Source organism: Phaeobacter sp. JH20_29 (assembly GCF_048056175.1).
GTDB classification, from domain to species: domain Bacteria; phylum Pseudomonadota; class Alphaproteobacteria; order Rhodobacterales; family Rhodobacteraceae; genus Phaeobacter; species Phaeobacter bryozoorum.
Genome location: NZ_JAYMWO010000006.1, coordinates 50,598 through 68,344, shown reverse-complemented (window position 1 = coordinate 68,344; position 17,747 = coordinate 50,598). Strand labels below are relative to the sequence as shown.

At 59.4% G+C, this 17,747-nt stretch carries 22 protein-coding genes; 12 read left to right on the top strand and 10 right to left on the bottom strand.

What is annotated here, in order from left to right; genetic code table 11:
* Positions 1-136: 136 nt before the first annotated feature.
* A complete protein-coding gene (gene trmD / locus VWZ85_RS05290; protein WP_416587325.1) occupies positions 137-937 on the bottom strand; it encodes a tRNA (guanosine(37)-N1)-methyltransferase TrmD in 801 nt (266 codons plus the stop codon).
* Between the two features lie 55 nt (positions 938-992).
* Between trmD and VWZ85_RS05285 the strand changes: the two genes are divergently transcribed.
* Positions 993-2,033, top strand: a complete 1,041-nt coding sequence (locus VWZ85_RS05285; protein WP_416587324.1) for a phosphotransferase — start codon at positions 993-995, stop codon at positions 2,031-2,033.
* Positions 2,034-2,038: 5 nt separating this feature from the next.
* On the opposite strand, the gene rimM is transcribed toward VWZ85_RS05285, so the two are convergent.
* From rimM to ffh, 8 genes are all read right to left on the bottom strand, one after another.
* Positions 2,039-2,542: a ribosome maturation factor RimM gene (gene rimM, locus VWZ85_RS05280; protein ID WP_416534665.1), complete on the bottom strand. Its 504-nt coding sequence runs from the start codon at positions 2,540-2,542 to the stop codon at positions 2,039-2,041.
* A gap of 150 nt (positions 2,543-2,692) precedes the next feature.
* On the bottom strand, positions 2,693-3,334 hold the full coding sequence (bluB, locus tag VWZ85_RS05275) for a 5,6-dimethylbenzimidazole synthase (RefSeq protein WP_416534664.1): 642 nt from the start codon (positions 3,332-3,334) through the stop codon (positions 2,693-2,695).
* 4 nt (positions 3,335-3,338) lie between these two features.
* The gene (rpsP, locus tag VWZ85_RS05270) at positions 3,339-3,698 is read right to left on the bottom strand and encodes a 30S ribosomal protein S16 (RefSeq protein ID WP_340546501.1); all 360 of its coding nucleotides are present in this window, start codon (positions 3,696-3,698) and stop codon (positions 3,339-3,341) included.
* Between the two features lie 41 nt (positions 3,699-3,739).
* Positions 3,740-4,048 carry a chorismate mutase gene (locus VWZ85_RS05265; protein WP_340546502.1) on the bottom strand — a complete coding sequence of 103 codons (309 nt, stop codon included), beginning with the start codon at positions 4,046-4,048 and terminating at the stop codon, positions 3,740-3,742.
* A gap of 57 nt (positions 4,049-4,105) precedes the next feature.
* Positions 4,106-4,708 carry a GNAT family N-acetyltransferase gene (locus VWZ85_RS05260; RefSeq protein WP_340546503.1) on the bottom strand — a complete coding sequence of 201 codons (603 nt, stop codon included), beginning with the start codon at positions 4,706-4,708 and terminating at the stop codon, positions 4,106-4,108.
* A gap of 37 nt (positions 4,709-4,745) precedes the next feature.
* The gene (locus tag VWZ85_RS05255) at positions 4,746-5,492 is read right to left on the bottom strand and encodes a GNAT family N-acetyltransferase (protein ID WP_340546504.1); all 747 of its coding nucleotides are present in this window, start codon (positions 5,490-5,492) and stop codon (positions 4,746-4,748) included.
* Positions 5,493-5,559: 67 nt separating this feature from the next.
* A complete protein-coding gene (locus VWZ85_RS05250) occupies positions 5,560-6,075 on the bottom strand; it encodes a GNAT family N-acetyltransferase (protein ID WP_416587323.1) in 516 nt (171 codons plus the stop codon).
* A gap of 5 nt (positions 6,076-6,080) precedes the next feature.
* The gene (gene ffh, locus VWZ85_RS05245; protein ID WP_416587322.1) at positions 6,081-7,610 is read right to left on the bottom strand and encodes a signal recognition particle protein; all 1,530 of its coding nucleotides are present in this window, start codon (positions 7,608-7,610) and stop codon (positions 6,081-6,083) included.
* A gap of 463 nt (positions 7,611-8,073) precedes the next feature.
* Here ffh and VWZ85_RS05240 point away from each other — a divergent pair, with 463 nt between their 5' ends.
* The 4 genes from VWZ85_RS05240 to VWZ85_RS05225 all read left to right on the top strand — a co-directional run bounded on the left by VWZ85_RS05240 (position 8,074) and on the right by VWZ85_RS05225 (position 12,616).
* Entirely contained in the window at positions 8,074-10,044 is a 1,971-nt protein-coding gene (locus VWZ85_RS05240) for an elongation factor G (RefSeq protein WP_340546507.1), read from the top strand.
* 135 nt (positions 10,045-10,179) lie between these two features.
* Complete coding sequence (locus tag VWZ85_RS05235) at positions 10,180-10,707, top strand: prolyl-tRNA synthetase associated domain-containing protein (protein WP_416587321.1); 528 nt, start codon at positions 10,180-10,182, stop codon at positions 10,705-10,707.
* A gap of 107 nt (positions 10,708-10,814) precedes the next feature.
* A complete protein-coding gene (locus VWZ85_RS05230; protein ID WP_340546509.1) occupies positions 10,815-11,693 on the top strand; it encodes a LysR family transcriptional regulator in 879 nt (292 codons plus the stop codon).
* Complete coding sequence (locus VWZ85_RS05225) at positions 11,690-12,616, top strand: DMT family transporter (protein ID WP_340546510.1); 927 nt, start codon at positions 11,690-11,692, stop codon at positions 12,614-12,616. Before VWZ85_RS05230 ends, VWZ85_RS05225 begins: the two co-directional genes overlap by 4 nt.
* Here the strand turns inward: VWZ85_RS05225 and VWZ85_RS05220 are convergent.
* Complete coding sequence (locus VWZ85_RS05220; RefSeq protein WP_340546511.1) at positions 12,605-12,952, bottom strand: ArsR/SmtB family transcription factor; 348 nt, start codon at positions 12,950-12,952, stop codon at positions 12,605-12,607. The two genes, VWZ85_RS05225 and VWZ85_RS05220, sit on opposite strands and share 12 nt — an antisense overlap.
* Positions 12,953-13,048: 96 nt before the next feature.
* Here VWZ85_RS05220 and VWZ85_RS05215 point away from each other — a divergent pair, with 96 nt between their 5' ends.
* The 7 genes from VWZ85_RS05215 (at position 13,049) to VWZ85_RS05185 (ending at position 17,738) form a co-directional block, all read left to right on the top strand.
* Positions 13,049-13,942 (top strand): DMT family transporter, encoded by an 894-nt coding sequence (locus VWZ85_RS05215; protein ID WP_416587320.1) that lies wholly within the window; start codon positions 13,049-13,051, stop codon positions 13,940-13,942.
* A 197-nt stretch (positions 13,943-14,139) separates the two neighbouring features.
* Positions 14,140-14,484, top strand: a complete 345-nt coding sequence (locus VWZ85_RS05210; protein ID WP_416587402.1) for an AtpZ/AtpI family protein — start codon at positions 14,140-14,142, stop codon at positions 14,482-14,484.
* A gap of 27 nt (positions 14,485-14,511) precedes the next feature.
* Complete coding sequence (locus tag VWZ85_RS05205) at positions 14,512-15,315, top strand: F0F1 ATP synthase subunit A (RefSeq protein ID WP_416587319.1); 804 nt, start codon at positions 14,512-14,514, stop codon at positions 15,313-15,315.
* Between the two features lie 57 nt (positions 15,316-15,372).
* Positions 15,373-15,597 (top strand): F0F1 ATP synthase subunit C, encoded by a 225-nt coding sequence (locus VWZ85_RS05200; RefSeq protein ID WP_008562443.1) that lies wholly within the window; start codon positions 15,373-15,375, stop codon positions 15,595-15,597.
* Positions 15,598-15,683: 86 nt separating this feature from the next.
* Complete coding sequence (locus VWZ85_RS05195; protein ID WP_260112726.1) at positions 15,684-16,229, top strand: F0F1 ATP synthase subunit B'; 546 nt, start codon at positions 15,684-15,686, stop codon at positions 16,227-16,229.
* A gap of 4 nt (positions 16,230-16,233) precedes the next feature.
* Positions 16,234-16,794, top strand: a complete 561-nt coding sequence (locus tag VWZ85_RS05190) for a F0F1 ATP synthase subunit B (protein WP_260082157.1) — start codon at positions 16,234-16,236, stop codon at positions 16,792-16,794.
* Positions 16,795-16,988: 194 nt separating this feature from the next.
* On the top strand, positions 16,989-17,738 hold the full coding sequence (locus VWZ85_RS05185) for an N-acetyltransferase (protein WP_416587318.1): 750 nt from the start codon (positions 16,989-16,991) through the stop codon (positions 17,736-17,738).
* Positions 17,739-17,747: the final 9 nt, after the last annotated feature.

Genomic DNA, 17,747 nt, shown 5'->3' with positions numbered 1-17,747 from the left:
TCGGGGGTTTCATGATGCAACAGCACACCGGTCCATAGACGCAAAAGCGAATCCAGACAGGGCCTTCTATGCCTGTTTTGCTGGCGGATCAAGAGCCCAGGTTCAGTCTGGGACCGGCCTGTCCACTTAAGGGCGCTCACTCGGCCTTTTTGCGGTTCAGAAAGGTCTGCCAAAGGTCAGGGCGCCGCGCCTGCGTGATCTCTTCGCTCATTTTCTGGCGCCATTCAGCGATCTTGCCGTGATGGCCGGACATCAGAACATCAGGTATGGGGTGACCCTTCCAGTCTGCCGGGCGGGTGTATTGCGGGTGCTCGAGCAAGCCTGAGGAGAAGCTCTCTTCCTCGGCAGAGGCTTGGTTGCCCAAGACGCCTGGGATCAGCCGAACGGTGGCATCAATCATGGCTTGGGCGGCAATCTCGCCGCCGGTCATCACAAAATCTCCCAGGGAGACTTCCTGAATGCCATAGTGCTGCAAGACGCGCTCGTCGACACCCTCGAATCTCCCGCAGAGCAAGGTGACCCCGTCGCAGCGTGCGAGGTTCTGCATCAACGCCTGATCCATGCGGCGACCGCGCGGAGACAGATAGATCAGGGGCCAGTTATCGGAGCTGCCTGCCATTGTATGTTCAATAGCGTTGCCAAGAACGTCGGCCCGCAGGACCATGCCGGCGCCGCCGCCTGCCGGAGTGTCATCGACATTGCGATGCTTACCGATGCCGAATTGGCGCAGGTCAATGGTTTCCAGCTGCCATAACCCTTCCTGCAACGCCTTTCCGGTCAGACTTTCGCCAAGTATGCCGGGGAAGGCATTCGGGAACAGCGTCATGATCTTGGCCTTCCAGACGCCGACCAGATCCGGCGTCGGCGTCATCAGCTCGCGCGGTTTAAATGAGGGGCGAATGGCTTTGCGGCCATGAGATTTGTTTTGTGCACTCATGTGGTGCTGTTTAATCCAGTTAGAACGACACGCAATAAAAAGCTTTGGTGTTTGGATGAATTCGGAAATGGCCCTTATTGTTACCGACCGTGAGTATCAGGCCGCAATCGACGATGTGCAGGCGCGCGCAAAAGCGTTCTGGCCACGTATTGCGTCGGATCTAGGTCTGCCGCCCGATGGGGTCAGTTTTCGCAGACTACAGGTGCATAGTCGGCGCCAACACTGTCGCAGTGTGCTCGAGGTCAAAACGGCCAGTGGGCAAAGCTATGTCTTGAGGGCGGTTTTTGACGAAGCCAACGCCGCGCGGCAGATCAGGTTTCTTGACCGGCATCAGCAAGCGGCGCTTGGCCTGCAATCGGTCTGCGGTGTGTCATCGCCTGACGTGCTGTGGCGAGATCAAGATAGTGCTGTGGTTTTGATGGACTTTGTCCAAGGGGATACCGCCTATCGCGAGCTGGCTATGACCGAATACGGGTTCGGTGACCGGGCAGAGGTTCTTCGACGGATTGGACATGCGGTCGCTGAATTGCACAGGGTTTCGGATGCCGGAGATATGCAATTCTGGCCAAAACCGTTTCTGAAACAGGTCTCAGCGCGGGCGGAGGCGGTACGTGCCGGGGAGTTCCAGGTCTTAAAGCCCAAGAGGTACCTGGGCCTCTGCGCGCTGCTTCACCGGGAGGCACGGCGCGCCCGTGCACAGACATTTCGTGGTGCATTGGAGCATGGAGATCTTCATCTACGCAATATCTTGATGTGCGATGGTGAGGTGTCATTCATTGACTATTCAAACCACGACGGAACATTCCCGCAGCGCGATATTGCCGATATCTGGTTGTCCAACTGCCCCGACCACCTTGCTGCAGAAGGGCGCACGCCTGGTTTCGGAGGTGTTGCCAAAGCCGATTGGGCAGCATTTGAGGACGGCTATGGTGCAGAACTGACGACGGATCCGATCTTTAGGTTCTTCTTTACTTGGCGCCTGTTCAAGCTGTGGTCAGCGCTGGGCGGCAAACTATCGGAGCCGCGACAGAGAACAAAGGATCTCGGGGTCGCTGTTGAACATGTGCTGGAGCAGCTGTTGGCAGCTGAAGGCTGACGGGCTCAGAACACGCCGTCCGGCGGGTCTGCGATGATGCGTCCGCTGGCAAGATCGACCGTCGGCACCGCAGCCAGTGTAAAGGGCAGCAATACTGTTTTGCTGTCTGCCGGGAGGGCGACTTCCAGAAGATCACTGGCGCCGTGGTTCTGCACCGATTTCACGGTCCCCAGCAGGGTCCCGCCGGTGTCGTACACCTCCAGCCCCATCAGATCGGTGTGGTAGTATTCATCATCCGGCAGGCTCGGCAGACGGTTGCGCGGCGCAAACAGGCGGACCCCCTTTAGAGCATCGGCCTGCTCCTTGGTCTCGATTCCGCCGATACGGGCGGTAAACCCGTTCTTGATGGCGCGGACCAAGGTGATCGTATAGGTCTGGCTGCCGTCTTCGGTGCTGAGCGGGGAATAGTCTTCGATATCCTCGGGCATCGCACAAAAGCTCTTCAGCCGCACTTCGCCCCGCACTCCGTACGAGCCGGAAATGGCACCAACGCAAATCTGCTCAGTCATTCAGTCCATCCTTTGCAGAACCGCGCAGCAGTCCAAGTGCCGCCCGCGAGTCCGCAGCGTTCTGTTTGGTAATTGCGTTCATATAGAACGCCTGCGGTAAAGGCGATCAGAACAAAAACCGCAAGCCGTATCAATCGCCACATGGGCGGATTACCGAGTTTCGATCGGCAATGCGTTGCGCCGGGTTTCCCAACCCAGTTGTTCCAGTTCGGGCGTCTTGGACATCCGCTCCGGGTGACCAACACAGAAATAGCCGATCAGCTGCCAGTCCGCTGGCACATCCAGATCCCTGTTCAACCGTTGTGGGTCAAGGATGGATACCCAGCCCAGCCCCAGCCCTTCGGCGCGCAAGGCCAGCCAGAACAGAGTCACGGCGGTGACCACCGAATAGCGACGCATCTCCGGCATGGTGCCGGCGCCCAACTTGTGACCTTTTGTGGTGGAATCGTCGCAGTAGATCGCCAACTGAACCGGTGCTTCGCGCATGCCGGAAAGCTTCAGTTTGGCGTAGCGTTCAGCCTTGGCTTCGGAGAAACCCGCTAGCGCTTCGGCGTTTGCGCTTTCAAAATTGGCAAGTGCGGCGGCCCGGGCTGCGTCACTTTCGACGCGAATGACCCGCCATGGTTCGCTGAGACCCACGGAGGGAGCCAGCTGAATGGTGTCGAGACAGCGCGCAAGCACTGTCTCGTCCACCGGATCAGAGCGGAACCGGCGCACATCGCGCCGGACACGCATCAACAGATCAAGTTGCATGCGGAAGTCTTCAGAGAATGAATTGTCCCGCATGTTCATCAACTTACTCCGCTTCTGCAGTCGCTTCGGCAGCTTTGGCTGCTTTCTCTTCAGCACGTTCCTGGGCTTTCTTGCCCGGGGTGCCTTTCTTAGGGTTGTTACGTTCAACCTTAGCGCGTACGCCAGCGGATTCCAACATGCGAGCGATACGATCTGTGGGCTGGGCGCCCTGGTCCAGCCAGTGCTGCACACGCTCCATGTCCATTTTCACGCGCTCTTCGCTGTCTTTCGGCAGCAGCGGGTTGTAGGTGCCCAGCTTTTCGATGAAGCGACCATCGCGCGGCATGCGGCTGTCGGCAGCCACGATGCGGTAGAAGGGACGCTTTTTCGAGCCGCCGCGGGCCAGACGAATTTTCATTGCCATGGGTTCAGTCTCCTTTAATGGCGTTTGCAGGGAAGTCCCTGTTATTCCTGGTGTTTCTTGTGGTGTCGGATGACTTCCTGAATAATGAAATTCAGGAAAGCCTTGGCGAAATCGGGGTCCAGGTCGGCCTGTTTCGCCAGGTCTTCGAGCCGTGCGATCTGCGCTGTCTCACGCGTCGGATCGGACGGGGGAAGGTCGTGTTCTGCCTTGAGTCGGCCCACCGCCTGGGTGTGCTTGAACCGCTCGCCCAACGTGTAGACGAGGATCGCATCGAGGCGATCAATACTCTCGCGGTGGCCTTTCAGCAACGCCGCTGCGCGGGCGACGGGATCTTGAGTCTCTGTCGTCATTTCTGGCTCCACAAGGCAATGAAGGCATATCGCATCAGGCAGCGTTGGGTGAATAGATCAGTCAAGCGCCCAACCCTCCGGTTTGAACATGGGATCTGCGTAGTGGCTTATCTCCATCTCGATCCCATGGGACAACTGGCTGTTTTTGAGCGCTTCTGGTGCGGGATGCCTGTAGACGGCGTCGTTGCCATCAATGGTTGCGGCGTCCTGGTCCTTCTTGGCACCCAGCCGTTCGGCAAGACGGATCGAATCCAGGTTCTTGGGGTCAATATAGCTGACCGCCCCATCCCAGCCGAGCGTATTGTAATAGTAGTTCCGTGCCGCGTGGGTTGCTTCCAGCGCATAGCCTTTACCTGCGGCATCGGGCCAGATGATCCAGGCGATCTCACGCTCGGGCCAGCCAGCAGGCATCCAGCCACCCGCCATGCCGTAAGTTTCCTCGGTGGTCTTATCGTGGATCATCCACATGCCAAAGCCACGCACCTGCCAGTGGCCGATTTCGGCGGCATAGAGCATCCAGGCCTCATAGGGGTTCAGTGGACCGCCCATGAAACGCGCACGATAGGAACTGAACGTGGCTTTGAAGTCGGGATAATCCACGGCTTCCGGGCCACGCAGAATCAGGCGCTTGGTTTCGATTACGGGGATGGACGATGGCATCAGATGCCCCCCGCGCTGAAGTCGCAGTGGCAATAGATCATTGAAGGCGCCCTGTGATTGCAGGCCGGTCCAGCAGATGTTTGCGGGGCTGATGGCGCCAGGTGCGCATATTGTGTGCAGGTGCGAGGCGGAACGATACTAATTTTTCTGGGCGGGCGCCGATTCGCTGCGCCAGGGCAATGGAGGCTGCGTTGTCCTCGGGAATGAAGGAGGCGATACTGCTCCAGTTTTTCTCGCGGAACAGCCAGTCGAGAACGACCTCTGCGGCCTCGCTTGCGTAGCCTTTACCACGGGCATCCTCGGTCAGGTGCCACGAAAGCTCCGGCTCTGGCCAGCCCTTCGGGAACCAGGGGCCAATCATGCCGACCGGGCGCCCGGTATTGCGCTCGATGAGGGCGAACAATCCGTAACCACGCAGGTGCCAGTGGCCGATGATCGTCGCTATCGACCACCACAGCGCATCAGGATCGTCGACCGCGTCGATGAAGCGCGGCGCACCAATGCGCAGGAAGGCATCATGCGCGTCAAAACCGGCCTCCGCAGGGGAGACCAACAATAGCCTCTTCGTCATGAGGCTAGGGAAACGATTGTCTGTGTCTGGCATACCCACACTCGTTTCGGCCCCTGCCGCGCGCGCACCAGTGACCTGTTTCGGCATCAATGACGGCTCGATCATGCCAGATGCCGGGAAACAAGGGGTTAAGGCGCTGTTGCGCTGTGGCAAGGCGGCCACAGCGGAGCGGATGTGGGTAAAGACGCGTGTGGGAAGGTGGGTGGCCATCATGCGTAGGCCTCCGGTCCGCGCAGGACCAAGTGTTCGGTTTCAAGCTGAAGGATAGCCGGGATCTGCATCATACCTGCCCCCGCAGATCATGCACGATCACCACGTCGTCGGCGCATTCGCCCTCTGCGTCGGGGTCGATAACACCGCCGAGACGCTGGCCCAGGGCGATTGATCGGTGGTTGTTCGGGTCGATAATATTGATCAGACTGTCCCAGCCGAAATTCTGTCGCGCCCAGGTCATGACAGCTTGCGCGGCCTCGGCAGCGATTCCCTTTCCTTCAGCTTCGGGGACGACGAACCAGCCCAGTTCCGGGCCGAGATAGCCGTCCGGTTGGTAAATCCCGACCTCGCCCGCATAGGCGCCGGTTTCTCGGATTTCGACACCGAAGGGGCCGTACCCACGAAGTGTCCAAAGTGCCACATCCCCGGCCCAGACTCTCCACGCTTCGCCGCGCGGCAGGATGCCACGCTCGTAGCGAGCGCGTTCGGACGCAAAGAACGCGGCCCAATGCTCAAAATCCTCAAGCTTGGGGGCGCGCAGCGTCAGGCGCTCGGTCTGAAGGGTAGGGATGGAGGCGATCATGCGGCTTATTTCTTCTTGCCGAAACCGGAGAGGCCGCCGGGCAGCCCCATGCCACCCCCGAGACCACCAAGCCCGCCGAGACCGCCGGGCAAACCGCCCTTGCCGCCCATCGCCTTGGCCGCCGCTTCCAGCGCTTTTGGGTCCATCTGGCTCGGATCCATGCCGGCCATTTCGGGCATGCCACCTTTGCCGAACATGCCTTTCATAGCCTGCTTCAGCATCTTGCCTTTGCCCATCTTACCCATTTTCTTCATGACGTCGGCCATCTGGCGATGCATTTTCATGAGCTTGTTGAGGTCAGAGACCTGCATGCCGGATCCTGCTGCAATCCGTTTCTTGCGAGACGCCTGGAGCAGGGCAGGATTGGCGCGTTCTTTCTTGGTCATCGACTGGATCATGGCGATCTGCTGACGCAGAACCTTGTCGTCGAACCCCGAATCCTCAACCTGCTTGGCCATCTTCGCCATGCCAGGCATCATCTGCATCATGCCCTGCATGCCGCCCATCTGGATCATCTGCTCAAGCTGCATCTTCAGGTCATTCATATTGAATTGACCCTTCATCATGCGCTTCATCATGCGCTCAGCCTGTTCGGCCTCGATGGTTTCTTGGGCCTTTTCGACCAGCGCAACGATGTCGCCCATGCCGAGGATCCGGCCCGCGATTCGATCCGGCTCGAAGGTTTCGATGGCGTCCATTTTCTCGCCGAGACCAACAAAGCGGATCGGCTTGCCGGTGACAGCGCGCATCGAAAGCGCCGCACCGCCACGGCCGTCGCCATCCATCCGGGTCAGGACCACACCGGAGATGCCAATTTTGGCATCGAATTCTTCGGCCACCTCAACGGCGACCTGACCTGTCAGCCCGTCAACAACAAGCAGGGTTTCGCGGGGAGAGACGACATCACGGACGTCTTCGACCTCCTGCATCAACACTTCGTCGATCTGCAACCGGCCCGCCGTGTCGAGCATATAGACGTCGTAACCACCAAGCGCCGCCTGCTGTTTGGCGCGTTTGGCGATATCGACGGGTTTCTGGCCTGGAACGATGGGCAGCGTGTCGACACCGATCTGTGTGCCCAGCACAGCCAGCTGGTCCATCGCGGCAGGGCGATAGACGTCAAGCGACGCCATCAGGACGCGCTTGCCTTCTTTATCTTTTAGACGCTTGGCAAGCTTGCCGGTGGTCGTGGTCTTACCTGACCCCTGCAAACCGACCATCAGGATCGGCGCGGGAGGGTTGTCGACCTTCAGCTGTCCGGGATCTTCGTCGCCGCGAAGCACGTCAACCAGTGCGTCATGGACGATCTTTACAACCTGCTGGCCCGGGGTGACCGATTTGGTCACGGCTTGGCCCGTTGCCTGCTCCTGTACGCGCTTCACAAAATCGCGGGCGACCGGCAGGGAGACATCTGCCTCGAGCAGCGCGACACGGACTTCGCGCAGGGCGGTCTTTACATCTTCTTCAGAGAGCGCGCCCTGTTTGGTCAACCGGTCGAAGACACCGGATAGGCGTTCGGATAGATTTTCAAACATGCCTGCGGCCTCCTATGCCGGTTTCGAAGTGGACGCCCCACATGTAGGGAGCAAATGGTCCATGCACAATCGCCCCCACGGGCGTAACACGCTGGTGGGGGGCGATCCCTGACACGGGCAGGGACCGGAAGACTCATCATGGCTCCCGGATTTGCAGCATGCGTTACGCCTTTGTCCGGAGTGAGTCAACCCGGCGCGCCCAGACAGAGCGAGGGGGAGGCTGCCATGCGCTGGGTGCAACGGTTGACGCGAGCCACCTCCCTGAGGGAATATCGCAGGGAGACGGCACCTCGGCGACCACCTTCACGGGCGCTTATTCGGGTGTTCCCCCATATGACGAAACTACGGTGTCGAATAAGCGGCACCACGCGAGAGGCAGTTATTCTCAAGGCATCTGTTGCGGCAATCTAATGCCGCATTCCTTCATCGGGCGGCTTTGCAGCCATCAGAAGGATCATGACAGATGCGTGTATTTTCGATCATCGGCCCCTCCCAATCCGGTAAAACGGAGTTGGCAACGGCACTGGCGACACTTCAGGAGCCTGGGCAAAAACCACAGCACGCCACGGGCGTTGCAGATCTGAGAGCCTTCCAGTTCATGGAGGAAAACTGGGGGGTGATTGATATCGCCGGCGGGGTTGAAAACCTGGCCATCGCCGGGCCCGCTTTGGCCGCCAGTGATGCAACGGTGGTCTGCGTGCCTGCTGATCCCGCCGCCGGGGTCTTGGCCGCGCCCTATCTGCGTATGGTCGAAGAGGCGGGTGTTCCCGCCTTTCTTTTTATCAACCGTATGGATCAGGCCGCAGGGCGGGTGGCGGATATTGTTGCTGCGCTACAAACCTATTGTCGGCACAATATCGTACTGCGTCAGATCCCTATGCGGGCGGGTGGTGAGGTGATCGGGGCAGTAGACCTGATCTCAGAGCGGGCGTGGAAGTATCAGGAGGGGCAGCCCTCGGCCCTTGTGGCCTTCCCTGACAGCATCCATGCACGCGAGCGTCAGGCGCGCGGAGAGATGCTGGAGGCGCTGGCGGACTACGACGACGATCTGCTGGAGCAATTGATCGAGGATCGCAAGCCGCTGACCGAAGCGGTCTATGATGTCGCCACGCGGGTATTGCAGCACAATGACCTGATCCCTGCGTTGCTGGGGTCGGCGCTGCATCGCAACGGGATTGTGCGGCTTATGAAATCCCTTCGGCATGAGGCCCCGGCAGTTGATGTTGCTGCGCAGCGGTTGGCGGGGGACGGAACGCCCCTTGCAGTGGGCTGCATCGGTGACCTCGTCAAACATCTTGGCAAGACAGTTGTGGTCCGCGCGCTCAGCGAACCTGTCGGGATCGGCGCACAGGTCGGTGGCGGCAACCTGGGGGCGATGACCCAACTGAACGGTGATGGCGGGCTTGCAAAGAACGGGGCAGGCGTCCAGACGCCTTCACGATCTGCGGGGAATGGCAGCAATGGTGCCTCATCTGATGCCGGTGAGTTGGCGCCAGGCGATATCGCGCAGGTGGTCAAGTCTGATCATCTCAGTCTTGGATATACCTATCTTAAAGACCACGCTGCGGAACTGCCGGACTGGGCGCAGCCACGCCCGGCAAGTTATCAACGGATCCTCACCCCTTTACATGATCGCGATGATGTCCGCCTTACCTCTGCACTGGAAAGAATTGCTGAGGTAGATCCGGGGCTGCGAGTTGATCAGGATGAAATGAGCGGTCATGCGCTGCTCCACCTCCAGGGGCCGTTGCACCTGCGCCGGATTCTGTCGCTGCTAAAAGGGTCGTTTGGCATTGAGGTCAGTGACGAACCGGTGCCACCCGCCCTTCGGGAGACGATCACCCGTCCTGCCACAATCCATCATCGCCACCGCAAGCAGTCCGGGGGGGCGGGCCAGTTTGCGGATGTCGTGCTGAGCATCGCCCCCGCAGCGCGCGGATCAGGGTTTCAGTTTACAGATGAGGTCAAGGGTGGTGCCGTACCCAAAGGGTATATTCCTTCAGTCGAAGCCGGCGCGCGAGAGGCTCTGCAAGCGGGTGTCAACGGTCACCCTGTGGTCGACGTGAAGGTAACCCTGCTGGATGGCAAACACCACTCCGTCGACAGTTCCGATTTTGCTTTCCGCACCGCTGGCAAATCTGCGGTGCGTGAGGCATTGGCGCAGGCCGGGTCTGTGGTGCTGCAACCGATTATGCGCGTGGAAATTCACGTACCCTCCGTCTTTACCGGCGGGCTGGTCCCCGTGGTGAGCGGAATGCAGGGGCAGATCCTGGGCTTTGCCGCCCATCCAGATGCCGCCGGGTGGGATGTGTTTGAAACCCTACTGCCTGTCGCCGCGCAGGAGCAGCTGTGCAACAGCCTGGCCAGTGCGACCCGCGGTACGGCGTGGTTCTCAAGCGGTTTCGATCATTATGAGGAGGCACGGCGGGTGTAGCCGGTCTATGGCAGACTGACCAACCAACATTGAAACGCCGGCGAAACTATGATGTTACCCCTTGCGTCCTTGTGGGTTTCTTATTGATCTGCTGACATCACGTGATTTGCAGAACGATAACAGTATGAGGCCGCAATGGATGCATCAACCGAGCTACAGGACAGCCTACCGGTTTCCTGCGATAAACTGCTGGCGCAGCTGGATGTCTGGGGCATCGGCTACCGGTTGCACTGCCATCCACCGCTGCGCACGGTTGAGGAGGCAAAAGCGGTCGAAGCGGAGTTCGTAGAGCCGGGGAAGACCGCATTGCGGTTGAAGAACCTTTATTTGCGGGACAAGAAGAAACGCAACCACCTGATCAGCTTGGAACAGGACCGCGACGTCGATCTGAAGCGTCTCGCCGCTGAGCTGGGGCTGGGGACGCTGTCATTTGGCTCGGCAGAGCGGCTGTTTCAGACCCTCGGTGTGCGCCCAGGAGCGGTGACGCCGCTTGCGATGATCAATGGTGTCGAAAGAGATGTGCATTTCTACATGGACAAGGCTGCCCAGCAGGTCGACCTGATCTACATGCACCCGCTGGTTAATGATCGGACGGTCGCGCTGAGCCGTCCGGCCTTTCTCGATGTGATGCAGCGTTTGGGTGTGGCGATCACCTGGGTCTGAACTGCTCAAACTCTGGCTGACCTTTGCGCAATTGCGAACCTTTCTCTGGCCGTCCTTGGTGGAATGTGCATGTTTGCAGTAAGTGGGGCGCAAGTTGAGAGATAGCCATGGAGAACTGGGACGAGGTACGCACTGCCTATCAGGTCGCGCGCATGGGGACGGTCAGCGGCGCCGCCGAAGTTTTGGGGGTTCACCATGCCACGGTCATTCGCCACGTCGATGCTATTGAGGCGCGGTTGGGCGTGAAGCTGTTCCAACGCCATGCCCGTGGCTACACACCGACAGAGGCCGGGCAGGATCTGCTGCGCGTGGCGCAGGCCACAGATGATCAGTTTGGCCAGCTTGTCGGTCGGCTCAAGGGGCACGGCGATGCTGTCTCGGGCGAACTGGTCGTGACATCGCTGTCGTCGATGTCGGCGCTTCTGGTTCCTGCACTGACCGAGTTTCAGCGTCAGCATCCGGAGCTGGTGATCCGGTTCCTGACCGGCAGCCGCCTGTTTCGCCTGGAATACGGTGAGGCGCATGTGGCGATTCGTGCCGGATCTCCGCCTGAGCAGCCTGACAACGTGGTTCAGCCGTTTATGCGTCAGCAACATGGGCTTTACGCCAGCAGGTCCTATCTGGAGCGGTTCGGCCCCTTGAACGGGCTTGAGGATATGCCCAATCATCGCTTCATTTGTAACGATGATATCGACAGCCGCGCGCCTTACTCCCGCTGGCTGCGAGCGCATGCCCCCGAGAGCGCGCTGTCGTTCCGCTGCGTCAATGGGGCGTCGATACAGGACGCGCTCTTGGCCGGGGCGGGGATCGGTTTTCTGACCAAATGGGAAGCTGCGCGGCATCCCGAGCTGACACAGATCATGGAGCCGCTGCCCGAGTGGAGTGGCGATTTGTGGCTGGTCACCCATGTGGATCTGCACCGCACCACCAAGGTTCAGAGCTTCCTCAGCTTTCTGAAAGCAGAAGCCAAGGCCTGGGCCGAATGACACCGGCCCATCGTGGCCATCTGGCTATGCTGCTCTTCTCGGCGTTGGTGGCCGGATCGTTTTCGCTTGGCTCCATGGTCGCCAACGACATCGCTCCGATGGCCCTGAACGCGGCGAGGTTCATAATTGCTGCGGTTGTGATTGGCATTGCCGCCCAGGTGACTCATGGCTTGCGGCGACGGAATTTTCAGGCGCCCTGGCGCTTCATCCTTCTGGGCGGCTTCTTTGCGGTCTATTTTGTTCTGATGTTCTATGGCCTGCAAACGGCAGCGCCGGTCAGTGCGGCCGCCGTCTTTACGCTGACACCGGTTCTGAGCGGCATTTTCGGCTGGCTGCTGTTGCGCCAGGTTACGAGCTGGCGGATGGCGTTGGCTTTGGCGATCGGCGCGGCGGGCGCGATCTGGGTCATATTTCGTGGTGATCTGGCGGCGATCTGGGCGTTTGAGGTCGGTCGCGGAGAGGTGATCTATTTCTGGGGCTGCGTGGCTCATGCCGTCTATACGCCGATGGTGCGGCTGCTGAATCGCGGGGAACCTGCGGTGGTGTTTACCTTTGGTATGCTGGTTGCCGGGGCCATCATCCTGGTGGTGGTGGGTTGGGCTGATATCCGCGCCACGGATTGGGTCGGGCTGTCACCGCTTGTCTGGCTGGTTCTGCTTTATGTGGCGCTGATTGCCAGTGCCGCGACCTTTGTCTTGCTGCAATACGCGACGCTTCATCTGCCGTCCGCCAAGGTGATGGCCTATACCTATCTGACGCCGAGCTGGGTCATCCTGTGGGAAATCGCATTGGGTCGACCGGCTCCGGGCGGTATCGTGGCGCTGGGCGTGCTCTGCACGATCTGGGCGCTTTGGCTTCTGCTGCGGGAAGGTCGCCCACCGATGGCAGCGGCAGAGGCTGGCGGATCGGCGTCAATCCGATGACAGATCGTTCGCCGGGGTTCCGAGTTCGGTTTCCAGGAACCGCTCGAACGCATCCAGATTGACGGGCTCGTACTGACCAAACCCCTGCATCCAGACACTGGCGGACCGCATGGCATCCGGTTGTAGCTTGCACCATTTGACCCGGCCCCGTTTTTCCTGCGCGATCAAACCGGCGCGGCTCAGGATCGTCAGGTGTTTGGAGATTGCCGCCAGCGACATGTCAAAGGGATCCGCAACGTCTGTAACAGCCATATCATCCTCCAGCAGCATGGTCAGAATGCTGCGTCGTGTTGGATCCGCAAGCGCGGCAAAGACAATATCAAGGGGGTCGCTCATTCTGACACACCTAAACCGCAGAATGCGGGTCGACAATCCCAAGCTGTGAACCCCATAACGCCCGGGTCAGTGATTGCAGCACCGGAGAGACGTGACATGGCACTGAAATATTGGGTGGCGATCTTTGTGCTGGGCATCGGTTGGGGCATGTCCTTCATGTTCAACGCTGTGCTGCTGCGCGAATTGGGGCCGCTGTCGGTTTCCATGGGCCGTGTCGGCTTTGGGGCGCTTGGATGCTGGATCTATGTTTTGGCGGCCCGCAAACGGGTGCCGGAGCAACCGTCGCGCTGGTTGGCTTTGTTTGGCTTCGGCGTATTGAGCTACGCTGCGCCCTTTGCCTTTTACGCACTGGGTCAGCAGCATATTGCCAGCGGCGTGGCCGGGATTCTCAATGCCTTTACCCCGGCGCTAGCAGTTGTTGTGGCGCATTTCTGGCCGGGTGGAGAGCGGGCGACAGTGCTGAAATCAATGGGTGTGATGTTTGGGTTCCTCGGTATTCTGGTGCTGTCGTTGCCGCTTTTGCAAGGGGGGCGGCAGTCCGAGATATGGGCCGTGCTCGTGACGCTTTGTGCGCCGCTGTGCTACGCGTTCTCAGTCAATATTGCCCGGCAGTTTCGCGATATGGATCCGGTGGTCCTGGTTGCCATCGCCCTGACCGGAGCAACAGCCGCGATCGCGCCGCTTGCGATCTGGGCCGAAGGCGTGCCTGTCATCACACGGCTGGAGACCTGGGGAGCGCTGCTGGTGATTGGCTTCATTCTGACCTCCGCCGCCTTTATCCTGTTCTACTGGGTTCTGCCGCGGGTGGGGCCAACCAATATCACCCTGCCCACCTTGATTGCGCCGGTTTCGGCTTTGGTGATGGGGGCCTGGGTGCTTCAGGAACCTCTTAAAATGGAGCATCTGGCGGGCATGGCTGCGATCTTGCTCGGGCTGGTGATGATCGACGGCCGTTTGGTTGGTAAAATCCGGCGCAAACCCGCGCTCTGAGGAAAATCAACCTTTTGGTTGAATATGAGTTTTCAGGGTGAGTTTCACGGGGCCGCTACGAAAAGTCATCCGTGGCCAAGAGGGGCTGTCTTTAATATTTATTATTTTCAATATCTTGCGCGTCCTGCCGCAGTGCAATCTGCGTTGTTGACTCTGGAGCTAGGACTCCTTAGCACCGCATCAGAATTCACGTGAGGATGGTGCCCGTGTCACAAGAGCCGGAAAAGCAGCGTTTGGCGCAGCTCGAGGCCAGACTGGCAGAGGCGCGTAAGGCCCATGAGCCCAAGCCGCGTGTGGACGAACATTATTCGACGGCAAGCGATGCCTGGAGAATGGTGATTGAATTGGTGGCCGGTCTGATGATCGGCTTTGGCATCGGGTACGGTTTGGATCTTCTTTTTGGGACCATACCGATCTTTCTGGTGCTGTTCACAATGCTGGGTTTGGCGGCCGGGGTAAAGACAATGCTCCGCAGCGCGCAAGAGATCCAGGAAAAGAAACTGGCCGAAATGGCCGAACAAGATGCGCAAGACCGGGATTGATCCCCCGGCGACAGGAGAAACGGGACAATGGGCAAACTAATCTTTGGTGCAGCTTTTCTGCTGGTACTTGCGTCTGGGCTGTTCTTTGCGCCCGCTATTCCGGGGCTCCAGATTCACCCGACTGACCAGTTCCTGGTAAAGCCGCTGGGTGGCGCAGCAGAGCTGAACTTCTACACCCCGACCAACGTGACCCTGTGGATGGGGCTGGCGATTGTCGCAATCTTCGCTCTGATGGTACTGGGATCGTCCAAGCGCGCGATTGTTCCGTCGCGCATTCAGTCGGTTGCTGAACTTGCCTACGGGTTCATCTACAAGATGGTCGAAGACGTCACCGGTAAAGACGGTCTGAAGTTCTTCCCCTACATTATGACCCTGTTCATGTTCATCCTGACCGCGAACATGCTGGGCCTGATCCCCGGCAGCTTCACCACCACCTCGCATTTTGCCGTAACTGCGGTTCTGGCGATGCTGGTTTTTGTGACCGTGACCGTGACCGGCTTTGCGCTGCACGGCACCAAGTTCCTGGGCCTGTTCTGGGTCAGCTCCGCACCGCTGGCGCTGCGCCCGGTGCTCGCGATCATCGAACTGATTTCCTATTTCGTGCGCCCCGTCAGCCATTGCATTCGTCTTGCAGGTAACGTGATGGCTGGCCACGCGGTTTTGAAGGTATTCGCAGGTTTTGCAGGCGCATTGGGCCTGTTCAGCTTCCTGCCGATCTTTGCCATCACCGCGGTTTACGCACTCGAAGTTCTCGTGGCCTTCATTCAGGCCTACGTGTTCACAATTCTGACCTGCGTGTACCTGAAGGACGCGCTTCATCCGTCGCATTAAGTCGCGGTTAGGTCCGAACAACAAGATCCTCAACTTCCAATCGTAAGGAGATACACAATGGAAGGCGAACTCGCACACATCGGCGCTGGCCTGGCTGGCATGGGTACTGGTATTGCTGCACTGGGTGTTGGCAATGTTGCTGCTAACTTCCTGGCAGGCGCTCTGCGCAACCCCTCCGCGGCTGCTTCCCAGACCGCAACCCTCTTCATCGGCATCGCATTTGCAGAAGCTCTGGGCATCTTCTCGTTCCTGGTCGCTCTGCTGCTGATGTTCGCCGTCTAAGACCCTTCGGAACCATTTTCCTTACGGCCGGGCGGTGTGGACGACTGCGCCGCCCGGTGTAACGGCAAGTTCCCTAGGAGGACGACATGGCAACTCAGACGCAGGACGCAGGTCACGGTGCCGCAGAGGCTGCCCACGGTTCGGGCGGCATGCCGCAGCTGGACTTCTCGACCTATGCGAACCAGATCTTCTGGCTCGTGGTCACGCTCGTCGTGATCTATTTTATCCTGTCGCGCATCGCGCTGCCCCGCATTGCGGCAGTGTTGGCCGAGCGTCAGGGAACCATTACCAACGACCTCGCCGCGGCTGAAGACCTGAAGGCCAAAGCCGTTGAGGCCGAAACCGCTTACAATCAAGCTCTGGCGGATGCCCGTGCCGAGGCTCAGCGCATCGCTGCTGAGACCCGTGCGGAAATCCAGGCAGATCTGGATGAGGCCATTGCCAAGGCAGACGCACAGATATCGGCCAAAGCAACTGAATCAGAAGCCGTCATCGCCGAGATCAAGGCCGGTGCCATCGCCAGCGTCGAAGCCGTCGCTGTAGATACCGCCGCCGAAATCGTCGCCGCATTTGGCGGCAAGGCAGACGAAAAAGCCGTCGCAGCCGCGGTTGCCGACCGGATGAAAGGATAAGAACATGCGCTCAGTATTGGCTCTTGCTCTGACCTTTGGTGCCACCAGCCCCGCGTTTGCGGCGTCTGGCCCGTTCCTGTCGATGAGCAACACCGACTTTGTCGTGACGCTCGCGTTCCTGCTGTTCGTCGGTATTCTGCTCTATGCCAAGGTGCCCGGTCTGCTGGGGGGTCAGCTTGACGCCCGTGCGGAAGGCATCAAGAAGGACCTCGAAGAGGCCCGTGCCCTGCGTGAAGAAGCCCAGACCATTCTGGCGTCTTACGAACGTAAGCAGCAGGAAGTTCAGGCGCAGGCCGACCGGATCGTTGCTTCGGCACGTGAAGATGCTGCCAAGGCGGCTGAGCAGGCCAAGGCGGATCTGGAAGTCTCGATCGCCCGTCGTATGACGGCTGCCGAGGAGCAGATCAAGGCAGCGCAGGATTCTGCGGTGAAAGAAGTACGCGATCAGGCCATCCTCGTTGCTATCGCGGCGGCGGATGCTGTGATTTCGAAGCAGATGACAGCGACAGAAGCCAACAAGCTGATCGACGCTGCTATCGCTGACGTGGACGCCAAGCTGCACTAACCTGCACTTGTTATCGGCGCGTATTAAAAAACCCGGCTCATGTGGCCGGGTTTTTTGTTCGCCCAGCTGTGGGCTTGGCCATTGGAGTGGGGCGGTTGCTGACCTAAATGGTGGATCGGACGCGGGCCGAACGATAGAAGTGAGCCAAGATCCCGAGCCGGAGCTCGGGCCTCCAAGTCCCGAAGGAGACTCACATGCGCGCCCACCCGACGGCCATTGTCAGCCCCAATGCCAAGATTCACCCAAGCGTGGAAATCGGTCCGTTCTCGATCATCCATGACAATGTCGAGATCGGTGAGGGCACAAGCATAGGAAGCAATTGCGAACTCGGCGTTGAAACCCGGCTTGGGGATGGGACGCCGCTGCGGATCTCGGCACGCTCCAACATACGTTCACACAGTGTTTTCTATGAAAGCTCGACTTTTGGAGAGGGGCTGGTGACCGGTCATCGTGTCACCGTCCGTGAACTGACCTCGGCCGGACGCGGTTTCCAGATAGGCACTCTGGGCGATATCCAGGGTCATTGCACCGTTGGTGATTACGTCCGGCTGCACAGCAATGTCCATATCGGCCAAAAGAGCGTCATCGACGATTATGTCTGGATCTTTCCCTATGTTGTGCTGACCAATGACCCCCATCCGCCCAGCGAGGTATTGCTTGGCGCTCGGATCAAGTCATTTGCTGTGATTGCCACGATGACCACCGTCCTCCCCGGGGTGACTGTCGGCGAGGGTGCCCTGGTTGGAGCCTGTAGCGCAGTCACGAGAGATGTTGCAGATCATCGGATCGCGGTTGGGAACCCGGCGGTCGACAGGGGGGATGCGAATAAGGTCCGGCTGAAAGACGGCACTGATCGGCCAGCCTACCCGTGGAAGTCGCATTTCCACCGAGGATACCCCGAAGAGGTCGTGGCCGAGTGGCTCGCGTCCATGCCCGAAGCCTGATCCCGGCCG